The following is a 17,616-nucleotide window of genomic DNA, read 5'->3' on the forward strand; positions in this document are numbered from 1 at the left end:
GATGAGAAGCGCCAGGATGAGCATCACCGAGCAGGGCCGCTCCGGGGATGTGGTCTATGAGGAAGAGGGTCGCAGCATCAAGGGCTGGTGGGAGTTCGCTGGCGGTGATGCGATCGCGATCGTGAACATGGGTGCCGCTTCGGAATGGGTGCACGGCCACCCCTGGGCCGTGGATCGACGCGCGGAGATCCTGCGCTTCGTGGGCCAGGAGGTGGTCCGGCAGAAGGCCGGTGGATGCCGGGCGGAGGTCGATGAAGCGGGAGGATGGATCACCATCGTGCGCTGACCCGGGAGCATGGACCCCCGTTCGGACCCTCGAAGCGGCGACAGCGCCTGGTTCCATCGGTACCGGGCCTTTCGCCTGAAATTCGCGCTCGTGGTGGGTGCTGCGGCGCTCATCCTGGGCGCCATGGTCTGGTCCGGAAAGAAACTGCTGTCGGTGGCGCCCACCAGCAGCGTGCCGTTCGGGGAATGCGTGCGGACCGGGTCGCATATCGCCACGCTGCTCCGGACCACCGATCCGCATCTGCCGGAGATCACGGGCCGGGGCGGCCACACCACCACGAGCATCAGCATCCTGCTCATCCCGTTGAGCGGAGGCGGGCCGAAGAAGATCCTGGTCGCCGAAGGGCTGCGTTCCGAACAGTTCGCCCTGGCGAGGATCCTGGGCGGTGATGGCAGCACGCTGTGGTTCGATGTGAACGGCGTGGGTGGTGTGGACCTGCGACGAATGGAACTGCTGGACCCGGCGGAGGTGCATGAGGACCGGGTTCCGCTGGGTTCAAGGCCTCTCGCGATCAGCCCGGACACCTACCTGTCCGCCGGCCTCATCGTCGCACCGGGCACATGGTTCGGGCTGCATTCCGAGGAGGAGGTGCGGGTGGGCTTTGCGCCCGGCAAGTTCGTGCGGCGCGTGGTGCCGCAGGAGAGCCGGAAGCTGATGCGTCGCTTCCATCGCGGTACGCTGGACGAGCCGGTGAACGACAGGTACCATCGGATCCTGTCGATCGGACCCATGAGCGCACCCGAGTACCTCAACGCGGCCTTCCTCCGCATGGACGATGCCTCCGAGCCCGTGCGCCTCAGCGATCCGGAAGGGGTGCTCATGATCCACACCTCTGAGCCTGGCATGAACGGCACCGCGGTGGTCTCACGGGTGGACCTCAACGGCACGGTGCGCTGGACCGTGGATACTGCGATCGACCGCTTCAAGCTCACGCAGATCCTGCCAGGTCAGGATGCCTTCGCCTTCGTGGGGACCCGCCTTCCGGTCCCGGGTCGGGTGAGCGAACCCTTGCTGGTGATCGTGGACCTTGCGGACGGACGTGTCGTGACCCATTCCCTCTGGCGATAGACGGTCGCACGCGCCGATCACTGCAGCCGGCCGGTCAGCTCCTCGATGGCGTCCATGAGCTTCTCGCTGGCGCGGATCGTATCGCTCAAGAGCTCAGGTCGGGGTGTGAGCGTGTTCTCGCGCAGGCTGTCCACGGCGTGGACCAGGGACACGCATCGGTCGTCGGCCGCGATGCCACGCTCCATCAACCCTTCGATCTCCGCGATCAGCGCATGGTCGATGCGCCCGTGGCGCAGCTCCGTCCCGAGCATCTGCACGGTCCGGCGCAGCGTGCGGAGCGCGCGGATCAGTTCCAGGTCGGTCATGGGCCGAAGATCGGCTGCTGGAGGGTACGCTGACATCGCGTTCCCGTTCCGTCGCCCGCTTTGACCGCTCCGGGCGGATCCCGTACCCGCCCTTCGCCTGAAGTGACGGATGTCACGTGTGACCGTTGATCCCGGTCGAAGCTTTGGCCCATCGATCAGCCTTGCACCATGAGCATCAAGAACCTTCTCCTTTGCATCATCCTCGCCCATGCGTCAGGTCTCCCGGCCCAGGTCAGCGTGGATTGGAACATTAGCGAGACCGGGTATGCGATCGCCTTGGATCAGCAGAACAACCTTTACACGGTGTTCTCCACCCAGGGGGCCGGCACGGACATCCTCCTGACGAAGCGTGCTTCAACAGGTGCACTGGCCTGGAGCACGTTCTTCGATCAGACGAGCACCACGTTGCACGATCGCGCGACCTGGGTGGCCACGGACCCTCAGGGGAACGCGTTGGTGAGCGGCACGGTATACGGCGGTTCCTCTCAGAATCCGGTGCCGGCGAACAGCCTGCTCATGAAGTTCAGCCCTGCCGGTCAGTTGCTGTGGCGTCAGGAATACGGGAGCCTCTTCGATGGATCCTACACGCGCAAGTGCGTCGTCGACAAGGCGGGCTTCACCTATGTGCTCGGACTTGGGCAGAGCGGCACCGGGCTCGTTTCCACGGTCAGGAAGTTCTCCCCGTCGGGGGCCACGGTCTGGGCCTGGTATGATGTAGGGATCGGCGGCCCTCAGAACATCAAGTTCACGCCGGATAGTGCCTTGGTGATCGCACATCGCGGTTCGACCACGGATGGCTATACGAAGTTGGACCGCATGAGCGGCACCACGATCTGGAACTATTCCGCGAGCAGCACCACCATCGGCGATCTTGCCGGTGACGCTGCGGGGAACAGCTATCTGGTCCATACCGTACCGCAGGACCAGAGCAGCGCTGTCCTGCGCAAGGTCTCGCCCTCAGGAGCGCTTATCTGGCAGAACACGTATTCCATCACCGCCTACCGGGTGGAAGTGGGGGCGGATCAGGCCCCCGTGCTGAGCGGCTTTCCGGCCGGAGGTGGGGTGGGCGCCGCCTTCCTGAAGGTCTCCCCGGCCGGTACCCAGCTGTGGGTGAACAACGATGCCGATGGACCCAACAACGGTTTCCTGCTCCATGCCCAGATGATGATGGACCCTTACGACAACGCCTACCTCTGTGCGGGCACCCTTTTCGCCATGGGCATCTGCAAGGTGAACAGCGACGGTACCACGGGATGGTACGTCACCACACCGAGCAGCTATGCGAACGGCTTTGCGTTGGGCAACGACCACGCTGTGTACGTCACTGGCGGTGGCACCGCCCGTCTGGCCCAACCGGTCCCGGGCGTGCTCGTGGCACCGCGGGTGCTGCTCGACGGACCTTACGAGATCGGCACCGGCCTGATGAGCGACGGAGCGCGCGCGGCCGGGATGCTCCCGCTGGCGGATCCCTACCCGGCGATGGGCTACGTGCACACGGGGCCTCCATCGCCCTCCACCAACGCATCCGTCCTCTCTGTCACCGGACCGAACGCCATAGTGGACCATGTGCTGGTTGAACTGCGCGACGATGCGGACAACACGCAGGTGCTGGCCTCGCGCACCGCGTTGCTGCAGCGGGATGGCGATGTGGTGGACATGGACGGGGTGAGCCCGGTGGGGTTCGCGGCACCGGCCGGTGACTACTCCCTGGCCATGCGTCATCGCAACCACCTGGGGTGCATGACCGCGGCCCCGATCGCGCTCAATGGGACCTCCACCACGGTGGACCTCAGCCAGGCCGGCACGGCCGCCTACGGCACGAACGCGCGGCGGTCGGTGGGACCGGTGATGACGCTGTGGTGCGGTGATGCCACGTTCAACGGTCAGGTGAAGTACGCGGGAGCCGGTAATGACCGCGATGCCATTCTGATCCGCATCGGCGGTCTGGTGCCGACCAACACGGTGCAGGGCTACTTTGCCGAGGATGTGAACTTGGATGGCACCGTGAAGTACGCCGGAACGGACAACGACAGGGACCGCGTGCTGCAGACGATCGGCGGGGTGGTCCCGACGGCGGTCAGGACGGCACAGTTGCCTTGAACGGATCAGCGCCTTAGCGCGCCATATGCGGGTTGTGTCGTCCGTTGAGAATGGCCCTCCAAGGTCGACCGCACACACCGTTCGTCCCTTTCTGAGGTCAGGATGCAACCCGACCATGGCGATGGTCCGTCACGAACGCATTGAACCCCGACCCCATGCGCCACACGACCCTGCTTGCCACCGCCCTGTTAACCGCTACCCTCGCCACCGCACAGATCCCGAACGGGGGCTTCGAGACCTGGACCAACAACGTGAACTACATGGAGCCCGCGAACTGGTGGACGACCAACGCGGTCACGCACCTGTTGGCCGGCACGGCGAGCTGTGTGCCGGGATCACCCGGTGCGGTGGGCACCCATCACATCGCCATCACCTCCATGACCGCAGGGACCATCGTGGAGGTGGGTCGGGCCACCTGCGGCAACGAGATCACCGGCTATCCCGGTTTCCCGTACGCCGCCCGACCGGCCACGTTCGAAGGACAGGTGCAATACGCACCACAGGGTGGCGATGCCGCCATGGTGCATGCCGCCCTTTGGGGATGGAACAGCCAGATGACCGCGCGTGAGGTCATCGCCGTGGCCACCTTCAACATCACCTCCGCCATTCCGTCCTGGCAGCCCTTCAGCATCCCCTTCACGTACCTCAGCACCAACACTCCGGACACCGCACGCGTGTTCATCGAGGCGAGCATGAACACCCCGGTGGACGGCACGACGATCCTGGTGGATGACCTGCACTTCGATGGAGCGGTGGGCATGATGGAGGCGGAACCCGTGGCCGGGTTCAGTGTGCAGCCGAACCCGGTGGACGAGCGTGCGTGGGTGACCGCCACCGAGCCGCTGACGCAGGTGACCGTGCTGGATGCCAATGGTCGTGTGGTGCTTGATCACGCGGTGGGCGGACTCGGGGTCTCGCTCGATGCCGCGGCTTGGGTGCCCGGCCTGTATGCCGTCCGCGTCGCCACGCGCGATGGTCGGTGGGCGGTGCGGCGGCTGGTGAAGCAGTGAGCCCGCCGCGCGGGTGGAGCGGAGATGATCGCAGCGCGCGGCGATCGGATACCTTTCACCGTGCGCATCACGCTTCTTCCGCTCGCCCTGTCATGGGCCGTTCATCTCGTTGCCCAACCTGGTGGTCCGTCGCCGATCGGTTTCGCGGACACGCTGCTCTTCAACGACAGCCTTCGGTACGGCGCTTTCGGCTACGAAGGTCCTGCGCCGCTCTTTGTGCAGGCCTGGTTCCCGCTGGAGGGCACCCTTGCGGAACCCGTTGGCAGGCTCGATCCCGACCACCTGCGTTTCCGAGATCTGCGCAGGCCCCGGCTGCCGTCCTCGCTTCAGCCCGTGTACCAGCAGTTGCTGCTGCGCATGGACAGCGCCTTCATCGAATACGGCCTGCGTTATCCCTTCGATGGCGATGAGCCCATCAACTACGCGCCCTTCTCGGAGCAACAGGTGAAGGACAGCCTGCTCGCCCTGGGCACGCAGGCCTTCCGCGCAGAACTGCCCTTGACCGCGTCGCGTCCGGTGATCGTGTACCACCACGGCTCGCAGGGCCTCAGCGACGAGAACGTGTGGATGGCCGAGCACTTTGCGGAGCACGGGTACATCTTCCTTTCCTGCAACTTCCACTGGCCATTGGAGGGCCGTTCGTATGGTTACCCGTTGGTGTGGGAGCCGGACCGCAGCAGCATCCGCACCATGCTCCGCTTTGCACGAACCCTCGCCAACGGTCACAAGGTCTTCTACATCGGTCATAGCTGGGGCGCGCAGGAAGGATGGTGCACGCTGCACGAGCCGGGTCTCGCCGATGCGTTCATCAGCCTGGAGACCACCATGGAGTGGAAGACCGACAGCGCCGAGGTGCGTGACAAGTGGCCGCAGGTGCTCGAAGCGCTCACCACCCACAGCTACCCGATGCCCATCCTGATGGTGGCGGACACCGAAGGCGAGCCGCCCTTCCCGATGTTCCGTGGTGTGCAGGGTGATGTCCGCTACCTCGATCCGAAGGAACCCTTCGGGCATGAGAGCTACACCAGTGCCTACCTGATGCGCCTCGCGGAAGAAGGTCGCTTCGCGCTGCCCGATCGTGAGGCGATGCAGCGCCAGTTCGAACTGCACGTCGCGTTGCTGGATGAGCTGTTGACCTTTTTACGGGAGCTGGCGGGAATGCCGGTCCCTGCCCGGCCCCACCCGCAACGGGATCCCTTTCACAGGAGTCCATGAGGATGGCCCGGTGGCGGGCCTTAGCTGACCGCCGAAGGATGTGCGGGGCGCACCAGCAGGATGGCCCCTTCCAGTTTGACGCCATCGAGCTTGTCGATGGCCTTGTTCGCGGAGCGCTTGTCCTTCATCTCCACGAAGCCGAATCCACGGGGCTCTCCCGTGATGCGGTCGGTGACGACCTTGGTGCGCTCCACTTCGCCGAAATGGCCGAAGAGCAATTCAAGATGGAGTTCGGTGATGGCATGGTTCAGCCTGCCCACGTAAATGGTCATACGCAAGGGTTTTTCGGTGAGTAAGAAGTGAACCGCGCTGACCGGAACGGCCGGACCCGAAGGCCCCAAGAGCACGAATAGCGCTATCGATCGCAAGATACGACAACGAGCATGTTTCCCGACGATCGATCCGTTCCTTCGCATCATGAAACTGCTCCGATCCGTGCGAGAGGTCGCTCTGTTGATGCTGTTCGCGCTCGTTGCGGAAGTGGCCGGCGCCCAGCAGCTACCGAACTATGCCTTGTTCGACGGGAAAGGGAGGAAGGTCTCCCACGCGGGTTTCCTTCGCGCACTTGGAGATGCGGATGTGGTGCTCTTCGGCGAGCTGCACAACAACCCCATCGCCCACTGGCTGCAACTGGAAGTGGCGAAGCATTTGGCCGACCGTGGGCCGCTGGTGTTCGGTGCCGAGATGATCGAAGCCGATGACCAGGCCGCGCTTGACCGCTACCTGAAGGGCGAGATCGAACAGGTCGCGTTCGATACGCTCGCCTGGTTATGGCCCAACCACGGGACCGACTACGCGCCGTTGGTCGACCTGGCGAAGGAGCGCGGCCTGCCCTTCATCGCCACCAATGTGCCGCGCCGGTATGCCCGTGCCGTGAGCAGGGGGGGCTTCGAGGCACTGGACACGGTGCCGATGGATCAGCGTTCCTTTTACGCCCCGATGCCCATCGCGTTCGATCCGGCCCTGCCGCAGTACGTGAAGATGCTCACCATGATGGGCGATCATGGCACACCGGACATGGTGAAGGCCCAGGCCCTGAAGGATGCGACCATGGCCCACTTCATCCTGAAGCACCTGCCCGCCAGCGGCCACTTCCTGCACCTCAACGGCAGCTACCACTCCGACTTCCGCGAGGGTATCTGCTGGTACCTCCTTGGTGCGCGACCCGGGCTGAAGGTGGTCACTGTCGCCACCATCACGGCCGCACAACTAAGGAAGCTGCCCGCCGAGCACTTCGGCCAGGCGGACATCGTTCTCGTGGTGGATGCCGATCTGCCGGGATCGTACTGAGGTGGACGGATGTTCCGGCGCGGCCAGCGTGTGGCGTACCTTTCGGATCATGATCCCCCGGCCATCCACGAGCCTGACCATCGCGCCATGGACGCTGCTGCTGGTGGCCGTCACGCTGCCTGGGCTCCCCGCTTCCGCCCAGCTGCCCGACGGGAGCACCGCACCCGACTTCACGCTAACGGACATCAACGGCACCACGCACCACCTATACGACCACCTGGATGCGGGCCGGACGGTCCTCCTGGAGGTCTTCGCCGCGCATTGCCCCACCTGCTGGGCCTACCACCAGACGCACCGGCTGAAGAACATGCACGAGCAATACGGACCGGGTGGAACGGATGAGCTGATGGTGCTGGCGCTGGAGTACGACCAGTGGAACGGTATGAACGAGCTGATGGGCATCGGCGATCCCTGGGTGACCGCGGGGGATTGGGTCACCGGCACACCATACCCGATCTTCAATGTGGAGGATCCCGACCGCGGCGTGTTCACCGACTATGCCGTCACGTTCTACCCGGTGATCTACAAGATCTGCCCGGACGGCCTCACGGAACGCGTCTTCACCTCGCAGACGGAGATACAGCTTCACCAATTGGTGCAGGACTGCCAGGCCAGTACCTCCATCCCGGACGAGGCCGATCCCGGCGCCATCTGGTTCGATCCGGTGGGCCGGCGACTGGTCATCGAGCGTTCCGGGAACGTGCGAGGGGTGGAGGTCCTCGACCTGCAGGGCCGGACCCTTCAGCGCATCGAGCAGCCCATCGGGGGCAGCACCTCGGTAAGCCCACTGCCGCCCGGTGTGTACCTGTTCCGGTTGTGGACGGAGGACGGTGCGGTGGTGAGGCGGTTCGCCACGGAGTAGGACCGACGTCCCAGGGTCAGCTGCCTGTCAAGAGCTTGGTCCGGAACATGGCGGGGCCCGACCGCGGCCGCCCTACCGCACCTGGAGCACCTGGCCTTCCTCCACCCAGGCCAGCGACCGCACGCCGAGCTCACCGCCGGGCAGGGTGGACACCACTTCCAATGCGCCGATGTACACGCGTCCATAGGAGGTCGTTCGGTACACCAGATGACCTGCGGACGCATATGGCGTTGCGGACCAGGTCGGCGGCACGTTCTCCACGCTGTGCGGGTGTCGAAGCAGCTCGATGAACACCGGCCCCTTTTCCGCTGACGACCACCGCAGGATGCCGCTCTTCAGTCCATCGGCGAGGCGCTCGGGCGTCAAGGCCGCCCCTTCGTCAAGGGTGAAGGGTCCCCATGTCCCCCAGCGCGCGTTGGTCATCAGGAGCGCCGTTCCACCCCGAGGCGAGATCCCGCGCACGAAGTAGCCCGGTTCCCCGATGCCAAGCCCATGTTCTTCCCCGGCGCGGATGAGCACGTCGATGACGCCGTCGTCATTCAGGTCCACCACTTCATCGGGTGGAAGTCCGGTCGGCACCTGCACCTGCGGCCCGCTCTCCTCATGCCCAAAGTCGAACTCGCCCTTCATCTTCGGTACCGGTGGCGGCGGATCGCCCTCCCTGCCGAAGCCGTTCGGGACACGGACGGCTTCATGTGTCTTCACCACCACGGGTCCATACGGATAGGGCAGCTCGAAGCTGAACGCGGCGATGCTCGTTCCCCGCTCGTTCGCACTGCGCAGCACCATCGTCCGCCCATCGTGATGGTCGCCTGTGCCGTACCAACCGTCCTGGTCCCTGGTGATCGCAGGACCGAAGGGACGCTCCAGCAACCAGAACTCGATGGCTTGGTCGGGATCGGTCCAGCTCAGTTGCTTGAAGTGGATGCGGGCCGCGAGCTCGGTCGTATCGAGCCGTGCAGCGCTGTCCACCGTGAACCAGCGCTGGGTGCTGGGGGTGCTCCAGAGCAGCACGGATGTGCCGCTCAACGTCCGCACACCGACCTTGTATTGTCCGAGGTATCCGGGTTGTTGTGGATCCGAGACGTGAATGGTGCGGCTCGTGATCAGCAGGTCCGCGATCCCATCGCCGGTCACGTCCACGTATTCGTCCGGGGGAGGACCAGGGATGGGGGCAACATCTTGACCGGAGGCATGGAGGCCCAGGGCCAGAGCGGCCAGCGTGCAGCAGCAGGGGAGGGTCGCGTTCCGCATGGGGTTGTGTGGCTCCTTGCCCGGTCCGGTCCATCCGGGAATGGGAGCACGGATAAAGGTGCGCATCCGTACACCGAAGGTGAAGATCGGTTCGGGACCGGGACGAGCAGCACCGCCGTCGTGCGCATGACCACCCCCGCCCCGTTCACGCCATGATGAAGCGCGCGGTGTATATGCATTGAACAAGCCCTTCGAGTCGCTCGCCCGCGCACAGCGCGATGGGAGGGACGTCAGCCTGGAGTGGTCTTCGGCGCGCATGGGAGTGGTCGGTAGTGTCCATCCGCAGCGTGACGCAGGTGCTGGACCACCCGATCGCACTGGCGAGCGCCGCACAGGCCACCTTTGGGAGTTTCGTTCGTCAAGGTCACGGTCGGGTCCTTCCAACGGCCCGGGAAACTCCATGTCACGCATCCCGAGGTCCTTGACACTCTGGCTTCTCCTGGCCCTGGCCACACCGCTCGATGCGCAGTTCGTCATTCCGGACTGGCGCTTCCGCGACCGGCTTCTGGAGGTGGTGCCCAACGCGGTCAATGGTGACACGCTGCTGGTCAACCACCCCGATGTGCTTGCGCTCACCAGCCTAACCGTGGGGAGCAACTGCGTGAACTGCGTACCTCCGAACCCGACCGACATCGATGGGATCCAGCACTTCGTGAACCTCGAGTTCCTGAGCATCAGCTTTTGTGAGATCAGCACCTGTCCGCCGCTGCCGAACAAGATCAGGACGCTGTTGATGGACTACATCCCCTATCTGTTCAGCGTGTCCTCCTGGCCTGATTCCGCCAGGCACATCAGCGCCAAGCACGATTATTACTGGGACGGTCCTTCCAACCTGCAGCCCATACCGGCCCTGCCGCCCTACCTGGAGTACCTCGATCTGTATGCCCACCTCCTGGACAGCCTTCCCCCCATACCGCCCACCCTTGTGGAGCTGCGCATGGACCGCAACGACCTCACCCAGTACCCGGCCCTGCCCAACACGCTCCGCCATCTGAACCTTCGCGCCAACGAGATCCCTTACATCCCCGCGTTCCCGGACAGCCTGCGTTACCTGGACGTGGGTGGCCTCAATCCCCTTACCGCACTGCCCCCGCTGCCCTCCCGGTTGGAGCAGTTCCATTGTGCGGTGATGTACCAGCTCACGGAGATCCCTGAGCTGCCGCCCACCCTCCAGGTGATCAACACGTCCAACACGCCCATCACCTGCTACCCGTACGTGCCGCCTACGGTCACCAGCTGGGACCTGCTCGCCGGAACCCTGTGCATCCCCAACCGCCCGCCCTTCCTCACCTCGGGCAACGCCATGACCAAGCCGGTCTGCAGCATCATCACGACCTCGTGCGACTATTTCTCGTCCGCCACCGGAACCCTGTTCCACGATGACAACGGCAACGGGCTCCTGGATCCGGGTGAGCCGCCCTTCTCGACCGGGTACGTCCTCGCATCCCCCGGCGGCAACCTCGCCGGGCCGGGCTCGGACGGACACTACTTCATGCCGCTTGACAGTGGCACGCACACCCTCTCGGCCGTGGCCCCGCCGTGGTACATGAGCACCACACCCGACCAGCAGGTGCAGATCACCGCGCCGTTCCAGATCGACAGCCTGCGCCACTTCGGGTTCCAGCCCGCACCCGGCGTGGTGGACCTCTGGACGGACCTCTTCGGCATCAACGCGCCACCACGGCCCGGCTTCGCGCACAGGCTCCGCCTCATCGTGCGCAACAACGGCACCCAGATCACCTCAGGCACGGCCATGCTCCAGTTCGATCCTGCGGACACCTGGGTCAGCTCCTCCCCCTTGCCGGCCACGCAGGCCGGCAACACCGCCACATGGACCGTCCCCCCCCTGCTGCCGGGGGAGGAGCTGGTGCTGACGGTGGAGCTTCTGACCTCTGCCAACACCCCCTTGGGCTCGCTGCTGGCGCATCAGTTCTCCGTGACCGCGGACGACCCGGAGCAGCTCCTGGATGATAACAGCGCGGACCTTCTGCAGGCCGTGATGGGCAGCTACGATCCCAACGACAAGCAGGTGGTCCCTGAGTTCATGGGACCCGATCAGGTGCAGCAGGGCGAGCTGCTCACCTATACCATCCGGTTCCAGAACACGGGCACCTTCCTGGCCGAACGGGTGGTCATTACGGACACGCTGTCCACCGACCTGCTCTGGAGCTCCCTTCAGGTCATCGATGCCAGCCATCCCTTCAGCTGGTTCATGGATGAAGGGGTGCTCCATTTCGTGTTCGACGGTATCCTGCTTCCTGACAGCACCAGTAATGAGCCCGAAAGCCATGGGCACGTCCGCTTCCGCATGGCCCCCCGGCCCACGCTGCAGGTGGGGGCCCAGGTGATCAACGTGGCCAACATCCATTTCGACTTCAATGCGCCGGTGATCACCGCGCCCAGTGTGTTCACCGTCACCACCACCACCACTGCGCCGGAGGCGACCATGACCCCGGCCCTGCAGCTGATGCCGAACCCGGCGCGGACCGACCTTCTGGTGCGTGCGGACATGGACCTCTCGGGCAGCACCGTGCGCCTCCTTACCCCGGACGGGCGGGTGCTGCGAAGCCTTCGTGTGGCGGAGCGCGTGCCGCGCGTGGATGTGCACGCCCTGGCGGCGGGCACCTACCTGCTGGAGCTCATGTCACCGCTGGGAGATCGCTTCGTGGAGCGCTTCCACAAGGAGTGAGGGCAGCGGCCGGTTGCCGGCTCAGCTCAACGGTGCGTGGCTGTTCAGCACCATGAATGGCGTGTCGGTACCTGAGCGGACCGGTGGTGGAAGAGACGCCGGCCTGCAAGGGTCCCGACGAAGCACAGGCACATCGGCCCGAAGGACACCACCATCCTCACGCCCACAGGCCATGGCCGCTGCGCCCGGTGCTCACTCCCGGATGAAGCGGACCGTTCGGACCTGATCACCCTCCTCCACACGGACCACGTACGCGCCGGGCGGCAGACCGGACACGTCAACCGTGCCTTGTGCCGCGATCGGGACCATGCGCATCGCCTCTCCCATCGTGGAGAAGATCGTGACCATGCGCGGTCGGGTCCGCATGCCTGTCAGGGTCAGCAGGTCCGCACACGGGATGGGAAAGGCGCCCAGCGCATGGGCTTCGTCTTCGTGTACAGAGGAGATCACGGAGTCCACCGAGGCCTCGATATAGATGTTGTCAAAGGAGGCGTAGCTCGAACGGATCAGGGTCATCCGCAGGGCCACCATCCCGTCCGTACTGCCGGACACATCCAGGCTGCCTTCCGCATGCGCCCAATTGAACACGAAGCTGTCGGCGTCCGGGCCGGTGCCTGTGAGGGTGTCCGCATCGAGCACCGTGCCGCTGCTGAGGACGAAGATGCCCCCCGGCGCATCGAGCAGTTCCAGGAGGAACACGGCCGTGTCCATGGGGAATGGCCCGCCGCAGGTGGTGTTGATCGCGGAGAGGTCCATGGCCACGTTCACGAACGGCAGTCCCTCCGTATCGATCAGCAGGCCCAGTTTGTCGCCAAAGCCGGTGTTCAGCATGCCGATGGAATAGTCGCCCCCGATGCCGCTCGGGTCGTCGTACACATCCGCCGGACCCGTGATCAGGATGGTCTCCACCGTGTTGGTGTTCTCGAACTGACCGGAGGATGTTCCCGATCCCGTGCCGGCCCACAGGTCGTTCACGGGGTCCACGCCGAAGTCCAGCTGGCACCACGTGGCGATCGACGGCGTGTCCAGTGGCGTAAGGAACTGATTGCTGTACACGACCACGTTCTGGGCGCGGGTGTTCGTTGCGGCCATACCGAGACCACACAGGAGCAGAAGGGAAATGTTGCGACGTTCCATTTGGGAGGGGATCTGCCGCAAAGGAGAAGGTTCGCGGGGAGCCGGACAATAGAACGTTGGTTAGCATGGACCGGAGCACCGCTTCCACCGGGATGTGCCATGGATGCGCCGGCGCGAGGCGCTTGAACATGCGTCCATTTCCCCGGTGGTCCGATCCCACCGACTACATTCGGGCGACCGATCCAACCCGGACCCCATGACCGCCCTCCTTGTGCTCCTCGGCCTCGCGGCCCTCATCGCCCTCTACACCATCGGCATCTACAACAGGCTGGTGAAGGGGAAGAACCTGGTGGCCGAAGGCTGGAGCGGCATCGACGTGCAACTGAAGAAGCGCTACGACCTGATCCCGAACCTGGTGGAGACGGTGAAGGGCTATGCCGCGCACGAGAAGGAGACCTTCGAGAACGTGACCCGCGCGCGCACTTCCGCGCAGCAGGCCACCACCGTGGAGGCGCACCAGGCCGCAGAGAAGCAGTTGAACGGCGCGCTGATGAACCTGCTCGCCGTGGCCGAACGTTACCCCGACCTGAAGGCGAACACCAACTTCCTGGAGCTGCAGAGCGCCCTCGCCCAGATCGAAGGCGATCTCGAGAAGTCGCGCCGCTATTACAACGGCACCGTGCGCGAGCAGAACACGCTGATCGAGAGCTTCCCCAGCAACCTTGTCGCGAACGGGTTCGGCTTCGCGAAGTCTTCCTTCTTCGAGCTGGAGAACGCGGCGGAGAAGCAGAACCCCCAAGTGAAGTTCTCGTGATCCCGCTTCCCATCCTGGTGGGTCGTTCAGCGAGCTGGACACGCATGGACAGCACCGATCGACCTGCACAACGGGTCAGCCGGGTACCAAGCTGGCCGATGCAGCGTGCGGTGGGTGTCCACGATCCGCGCGGCCGCGTCCGCCTCGGTGGCTGGTGCTGCGGGCCTGTGCGAGGCGGACAGCGGCTTGGATCGTGGGCGCCTTTTGGCTCCACCTTTTGGCGAAGCAAAAGGTGGAAGGCGATCTTGGTTCTCTTGGCCTCCGCGTGGCTCAGCGCACAGCTCCACGCCCAGACCGAGAAGATCAATGCCTGGCACACGGACCTCACCGTGGCGGCCGACGGGCGGATCACGGTCTCCGAGCAGATCAACGTGCACGTGGAGGGCATCGAGTTCAAGCGCGGCATCGTGCGGCGGCTGCCCCTGCGCTTCACGGACCATAACGGGCGGACCCGCCGGGTGCAGTACGACCTCCAGGCCGTGCTGGTGTTCGGCGCCACAAGTCCCTACCACACCGCCACCGAGGGCGACGACTTCGTGGTGTACGTGGGTTCCGAGGGCAACCTGCTCGAACCCGGCGACTACCCCTACACGCTGACCTACACCACCAAGGGCCAGCTCGGTTTCTTCCCCGAGCACGACGAGATCTACTGGAACGTGAACGGCAATGGCTGGGCCTTCGAAGTGGACAGCATCTCGGCGCTCATCCATCTGCCCGCAGCGGCCCAGGTGAAGCAGACCGCCTGTTACACGGGGGTGATGGGCAGTACGGAGAACGCATGCACGGACTCCATCATCGATGCGCGCACGGTGCACTTCACCGGTCGTGCGATGGGCTACTACGAAGGCCTCACCGTGGCCGTGGGCTTCCAGAAAGGCGTGGTGGCCGAGCCGCCGCCGCCCACATTCTGGGAGCTGTATGCCGTGCCGCTGGTGGGCGGCGGCATCACACTGCTGTTATTCGTCTACTACGTCTTCACGTGGGTCCGCTTCGGGCGCGATCCGGACGCCCCCACGGTGATCCCGCTCTTCGAGCCGCCCGATGGTCTTTCGCCCGCCTCGGTGGCCATGGTGATGAAGGGGAGCGTGGACAACGAACACATCACCCCGGCCATGATCTCCCTGGGGGTGAAGGGCCACCTCCGCATCGAGGAGAAGAAGGAGAAGGTGCTCGGCCTCTTCACCACGCGCACCTACACCATCGTGAAGCTGAAAGGCGGCTCCGGCCTTCCCAGGGAGGAGCAGTCGCTCCTGAACAGCATGTTCGGCTCCGGCCGCGATCGCTTTGAGATCGATGGATCCTACGACCCCGGCGTGCAGAGCATGGCCAGTTCGTTCCGTTCCACCCTGCGGAACCAGTGGCACGGCCTCCTGAGCGCCGGCAACAACCTCCGCTTCTGGTGGATCCCCATCCTCACGGTGATCGTCTGCGGCATCGGACTGCTGGTGCTGTACGCCGATTCCTGGGGCGACAACGATGGGCTGTACATCGTGGCCTTCCTGGTGGCCAACCTCGTCCTCTTCCTGCTGTACCAGTACCTCATCCGCAAGCCGAGCGTGGAGAAGCTGGCGCTGCGCGCCAGGCTGCGCGGCTTCAAGATGTACCTGAGCGCCGCCGAGGAGAAGCAGCTGCAGCACTTCAACCCGCCGGCCATGACGCCCGAGGTCTTTGAGAAGTACCTGCCCTACGCCATCGCCTTCGGGGTGGAGGAGGTGTGGGGCGAACGCTTCCAGTCCATGATCGACAAGGCACTGGTGGAGCCCAACTACCGGCCCGGTTGGTACAGTGGGTCCATCATGAACTACGGATCGTTCTCGCACAGCATGTCCTCCTCGTTCAGCAGGAGCGTCAGTTCCTCCAGTACACCGCCCAGCAAGAGCGGCGGATCGGGCGGGGGCGGCTCGTCCGGCGGGGGTGGGGGAGGAGGCGGGGGGGGCGGTTGGTAGCGGGCTCCCGATCAAGGCACCACCACCCTGCCCCCGTGCACCGCACCATCGGAGGCAGCCACGCGCCACGTGTAGAGCGCGGGCGCCAGGTGCGGCAGGCTGAGGTCCTGCACGGCCGCGCCAGTGAGCGGTCGTTGATCGATCACACGGCCCGTGGCATCCAACACCAGCAGAGGTCCGCGCACCGCCAGGGGGTTCTCCACGCGCAAGCCGTGCTCCGTCGTGTACAGGCGCAGGCGATCGGGCGTCCGCACCGGGGGGGTCGTTGTCGTGATGTCCGTGGTCAGCCGCCCGACAAAGAGGTCGTACCCTTGCGTGGCCGGCATGCTGATGCCGCCCCACGGGGCGGCGGCCCCGTAGTAGCCGGCCAGGTACAGCTCGTGGTTCGCGCCATAGCCTACGGACAGCGCCTGGTCGGCCGAGCTGCTGCCGAACCCCATGGCCGCGATGGCCTGCCCGGTGGTGTCGAAGGCCGCCACGTACATGTCGTTGAACTGCGGAACAGGCAGGGTGACGCCACCAATCACCGCGGCTGCATTGCCGTAGGTACCGGTGAGGGCGAACTGGTCGCCCAGCGGGTCCAGGGCCATGCCGTAGACCTCCATGTAGGCGCTGATGCCCTGTCCTTCCACCCATAGCCACTGCCCCGCACCGCTCACACGGGCCACGAACACGTCGTTGGAACCGCCCGCCGTCACCTGATGCTGGCCGAAGGTGGCCGTGTTGCGGAAGGTGCCCGCCACGAACACATCGCCATTGGCCGTGGCGCACGCGCCGAAGCCCTTGTCCCAATGGCTCCCTCCACCCTGGATCGCCCAGGTCCACGTGCCGGCGGCCGAGAGGCGTGCCACGAACACGTCGTAGTACGCGTTGCCCACCGTGAGCGATTGCCCGCCGAAGGTGGTGGTGCCGTGGAACCGGCCGGTCAGCACCAGGTCACCGCCGGGCAGCACGTCCATGGCGTAGGCGTCCACGCTGCTGCCGCTGCTGGCGGCCGTGGCCGACCAGCCCTGCACGCCCGCCCCCGTGAAGCGGTACACCGCCATGTCCGCGCCCCACTTGCAGCCCAGGAGGATGTTGTCGTTCGCGTCCACCCGTACCAGCCAGCCCTCGGTGCTCACCGGATCGTTCACTGCGGCCACCCAGGTCCACTGCCCGGTGGGCGAGATGCCCGCGACGAAGGCCTGCAGGCCGAACGGCTGTCCCGTCACCTGGAAGATGCCGAACTGTGCGGTGGAGCCTCCATGGGCGATGGTGCCGCTCACCACCAGTTCTCCGGTGCTGCGCATGGCGGCCGCATGGATGGCCAGGTTCCCGGCGTGGTGCGCCTCGGCCGTCCAAAGCACGCTGCCGTCCGCGGGGTCGAGCCGCTGCACGAAGATGTCGTTGCCCCCGCTGCTCGTCAGGGTCACGCCGTTGGACGTGATGCTGCCGGCATAGGTGCCCAGCAGGTGCACCTCGCCCGCGGGGCTCGTGTACACCAGCCCATGGTCATTGCCTGCGCCGCCCGCGCCCCAGGCCCAGTCCCAGTCGTAGGTCTGCGCGTGCAGCGCCACGGCGACCAGCGGGAGAACAAGGGCAAGGGCTGCGCGCATCGGGTTCGGGTTTGCGGGAAGACGGGGAACGCGCAAAAGGGTTGTGCGGACCGTTGACCGGCGCTTCGCCCGGGGCGTTCCTTGGATCGGTCGCCGCTTCCTGCC

The 17,616-nt window shown here is 65.3% G+C and carries 15 protein-coding genes; 10 read left to right on the forward strand and 5 right to left on the reverse strand.

All coding sequences use genetic code 11. The features are described from left to right. Position 1: 1 nt before the first annotated feature. Together IPM49_17720 and IPM49_17725 are read left to right on the forward strand one after the other, a co-directional pair. On the forward strand, positions 2–286 hold the full coding sequence (locus IPM49_17720) for a hypothetical protein (protein ID MBK9276360.1): 285 nt from the start codon (positions 2–4) through the stop codon (positions 284–286). A gap of 9 nt (positions 287–295) precedes the next feature. Next, positions 296–1,354: a hypothetical protein gene (locus IPM49_17725; GenBank protein ID MBK9276361.1), complete on the forward strand. Its 1,059-nt coding sequence runs from the start codon at positions 296–298 to the stop codon at positions 1,352–1,354. 17 nt (positions 1,355–1,371) lie between these two features. On the opposite strand, the gene IPM49_17730 is transcribed toward IPM49_17725, so the two are convergent. Beyond that, positions 1,372–1,659: a hypothetical protein gene (locus tag IPM49_17730; protein MBK9276362.1), complete on the reverse strand. Its 288-nt coding sequence runs from the start codon at positions 1,657–1,659 to the stop codon at positions 1,372–1,374. A gap of 168 nt (positions 1,660–1,827) precedes the next feature. Here IPM49_17730 and IPM49_17735 point away from each other — a divergent pair, with 168 nt between their 5' ends. The 3 genes from IPM49_17735 to IPM49_17745 all read left to right on the forward strand — a co-directional run bounded on the left by IPM49_17735 (position 1,828) and on the right by IPM49_17745 (position 5,984). After that, complete coding sequence (locus IPM49_17735) at positions 1,828–3,759, forward strand: hypothetical protein (protein ID MBK9276363.1); 1,932 nt, start codon at positions 1,828–1,830, stop codon at positions 3,757–3,759. A gap of 155 nt (positions 3,760–3,914) precedes the next feature. Next, a complete protein-coding gene (locus IPM49_17740) occupies positions 3,915–4,769 on the forward strand; it encodes a T9SS type A sorting domain-containing protein (protein ID MBK9276364.1) in 855 nt (284 codons plus the stop codon). Positions 4,770–4,829: 60 nt separating this feature from the next. Continuing rightward, positions 4,830–5,984 (forward strand): hypothetical protein, encoded by a 1,155-nt coding sequence (locus tag IPM49_17745; protein MBK9276365.1) that lies wholly within the window; start codon positions 4,830–4,832, stop codon positions 5,982–5,984. Positions 5,985–6,004: 20 nt separating this feature from the next. Here IPM49_17745 and IPM49_17750 read toward each other — a convergent pair whose 3' ends face one another. Next, on the reverse strand, positions 6,005–6,262 hold the full coding sequence (locus IPM49_17750) for an RNA-binding protein (protein MBK9276366.1): 258 nt from the start codon (positions 6,260–6,262) through the stop codon (positions 6,005–6,007). Positions 6,263–6,440: 178 nt separating this feature from the next. Here IPM49_17750 and IPM49_17755 point away from each other — a divergent pair, with 178 nt between their 5' ends. Continuing rightward, complete coding sequence (locus tag IPM49_17755; GenBank protein MBK9276367.1) at positions 6,441–7,274, forward strand: ChaN family lipoprotein; 834 nt, start codon at positions 6,441–6,443, stop codon at positions 7,272–7,274. 49 nt (positions 7,275–7,323) lie between these two features. Next, complete coding sequence (locus tag IPM49_17760) at positions 7,324–8,136, forward strand: redoxin family protein (GenBank protein ID MBK9276368.1); 813 nt, start codon at positions 7,324–7,326, stop codon at positions 8,134–8,136. Between the two features lie 72 nt (positions 8,137–8,208). On the opposite strand, the gene IPM49_17765 is transcribed toward IPM49_17760, so the two are convergent. Next, positions 8,209–9,390 (reverse strand): hypothetical protein, encoded by a 1,182-nt coding sequence (locus tag IPM49_17765; protein MBK9276369.1) that lies wholly within the window; start codon positions 9,388–9,390, stop codon positions 8,209–8,211. A gap of 421 nt (positions 9,391–9,811) precedes the next feature. On the opposite strand from IPM49_17765, the gene IPM49_17770 reads away from it, so the two are divergent. Further along, the gene (locus IPM49_17770; protein ID MBK9276370.1) at positions 9,812–12,079 is read left to right on the forward strand and encodes a hypothetical protein; all 2,268 of its coding nucleotides are present in this window, start codon (positions 9,812–9,814) and stop codon (positions 12,077–12,079) included. A 192-nt stretch (positions 12,080–12,271) separates the two neighbouring features. On the opposite strand, the gene IPM49_17775 is transcribed toward IPM49_17770, so the two are convergent. Beyond that, the gene (locus IPM49_17775; protein MBK9276371.1) at positions 12,272–13,171 is read right to left on the reverse strand and encodes a T9SS type A sorting domain-containing protein; all 900 of its coding nucleotides are present in this window, start codon (positions 13,169–13,171) and stop codon (positions 12,272–12,274) included. Positions 13,172–13,412: 241 nt separating this feature from the next. On the opposite strand from IPM49_17775, the gene IPM49_17780 reads away from it, so the two are divergent. Next, the gene (locus IPM49_17780; protein ID MBK9276372.1) at positions 13,413–13,970 is read left to right on the forward strand and encodes a LemA family protein; all 558 of its coding nucleotides are present in this window, start codon (positions 13,413–13,415) and stop codon (positions 13,968–13,970) included. Positions 13,971–14,224: 254 nt separating this feature from the next. Then, a complete protein-coding gene (locus IPM49_17785; protein MBK9276373.1) occupies positions 14,225–15,916 on the forward strand; it encodes a DUF2207 domain-containing protein in 1,692 nt (563 codons plus the stop codon). 11 nt (positions 15,917–15,927) lie between these two features. On the opposite strand, the gene IPM49_17790 is transcribed toward IPM49_17785, so the two are convergent. Then, positions 15,928–17,511, reverse strand: coding sequence for a hypothetical protein (locus IPM49_17790; protein ID MBK9276374.1), 1,584 nt, complete (start codon positions 17,509–17,511; stop codon positions 15,928–15,930). Positions 17,512–17,616: the final 105 nt, after the last annotated feature.

It is taken from the genome of Flavobacteriales bacterium (assembly GCA_016715895.1).
Lineage (GTDB): Bacteria > Bacteroidota > Bacteroidia > Flavobacteriales_F > PHOS-HE28 > PHOS-HE28.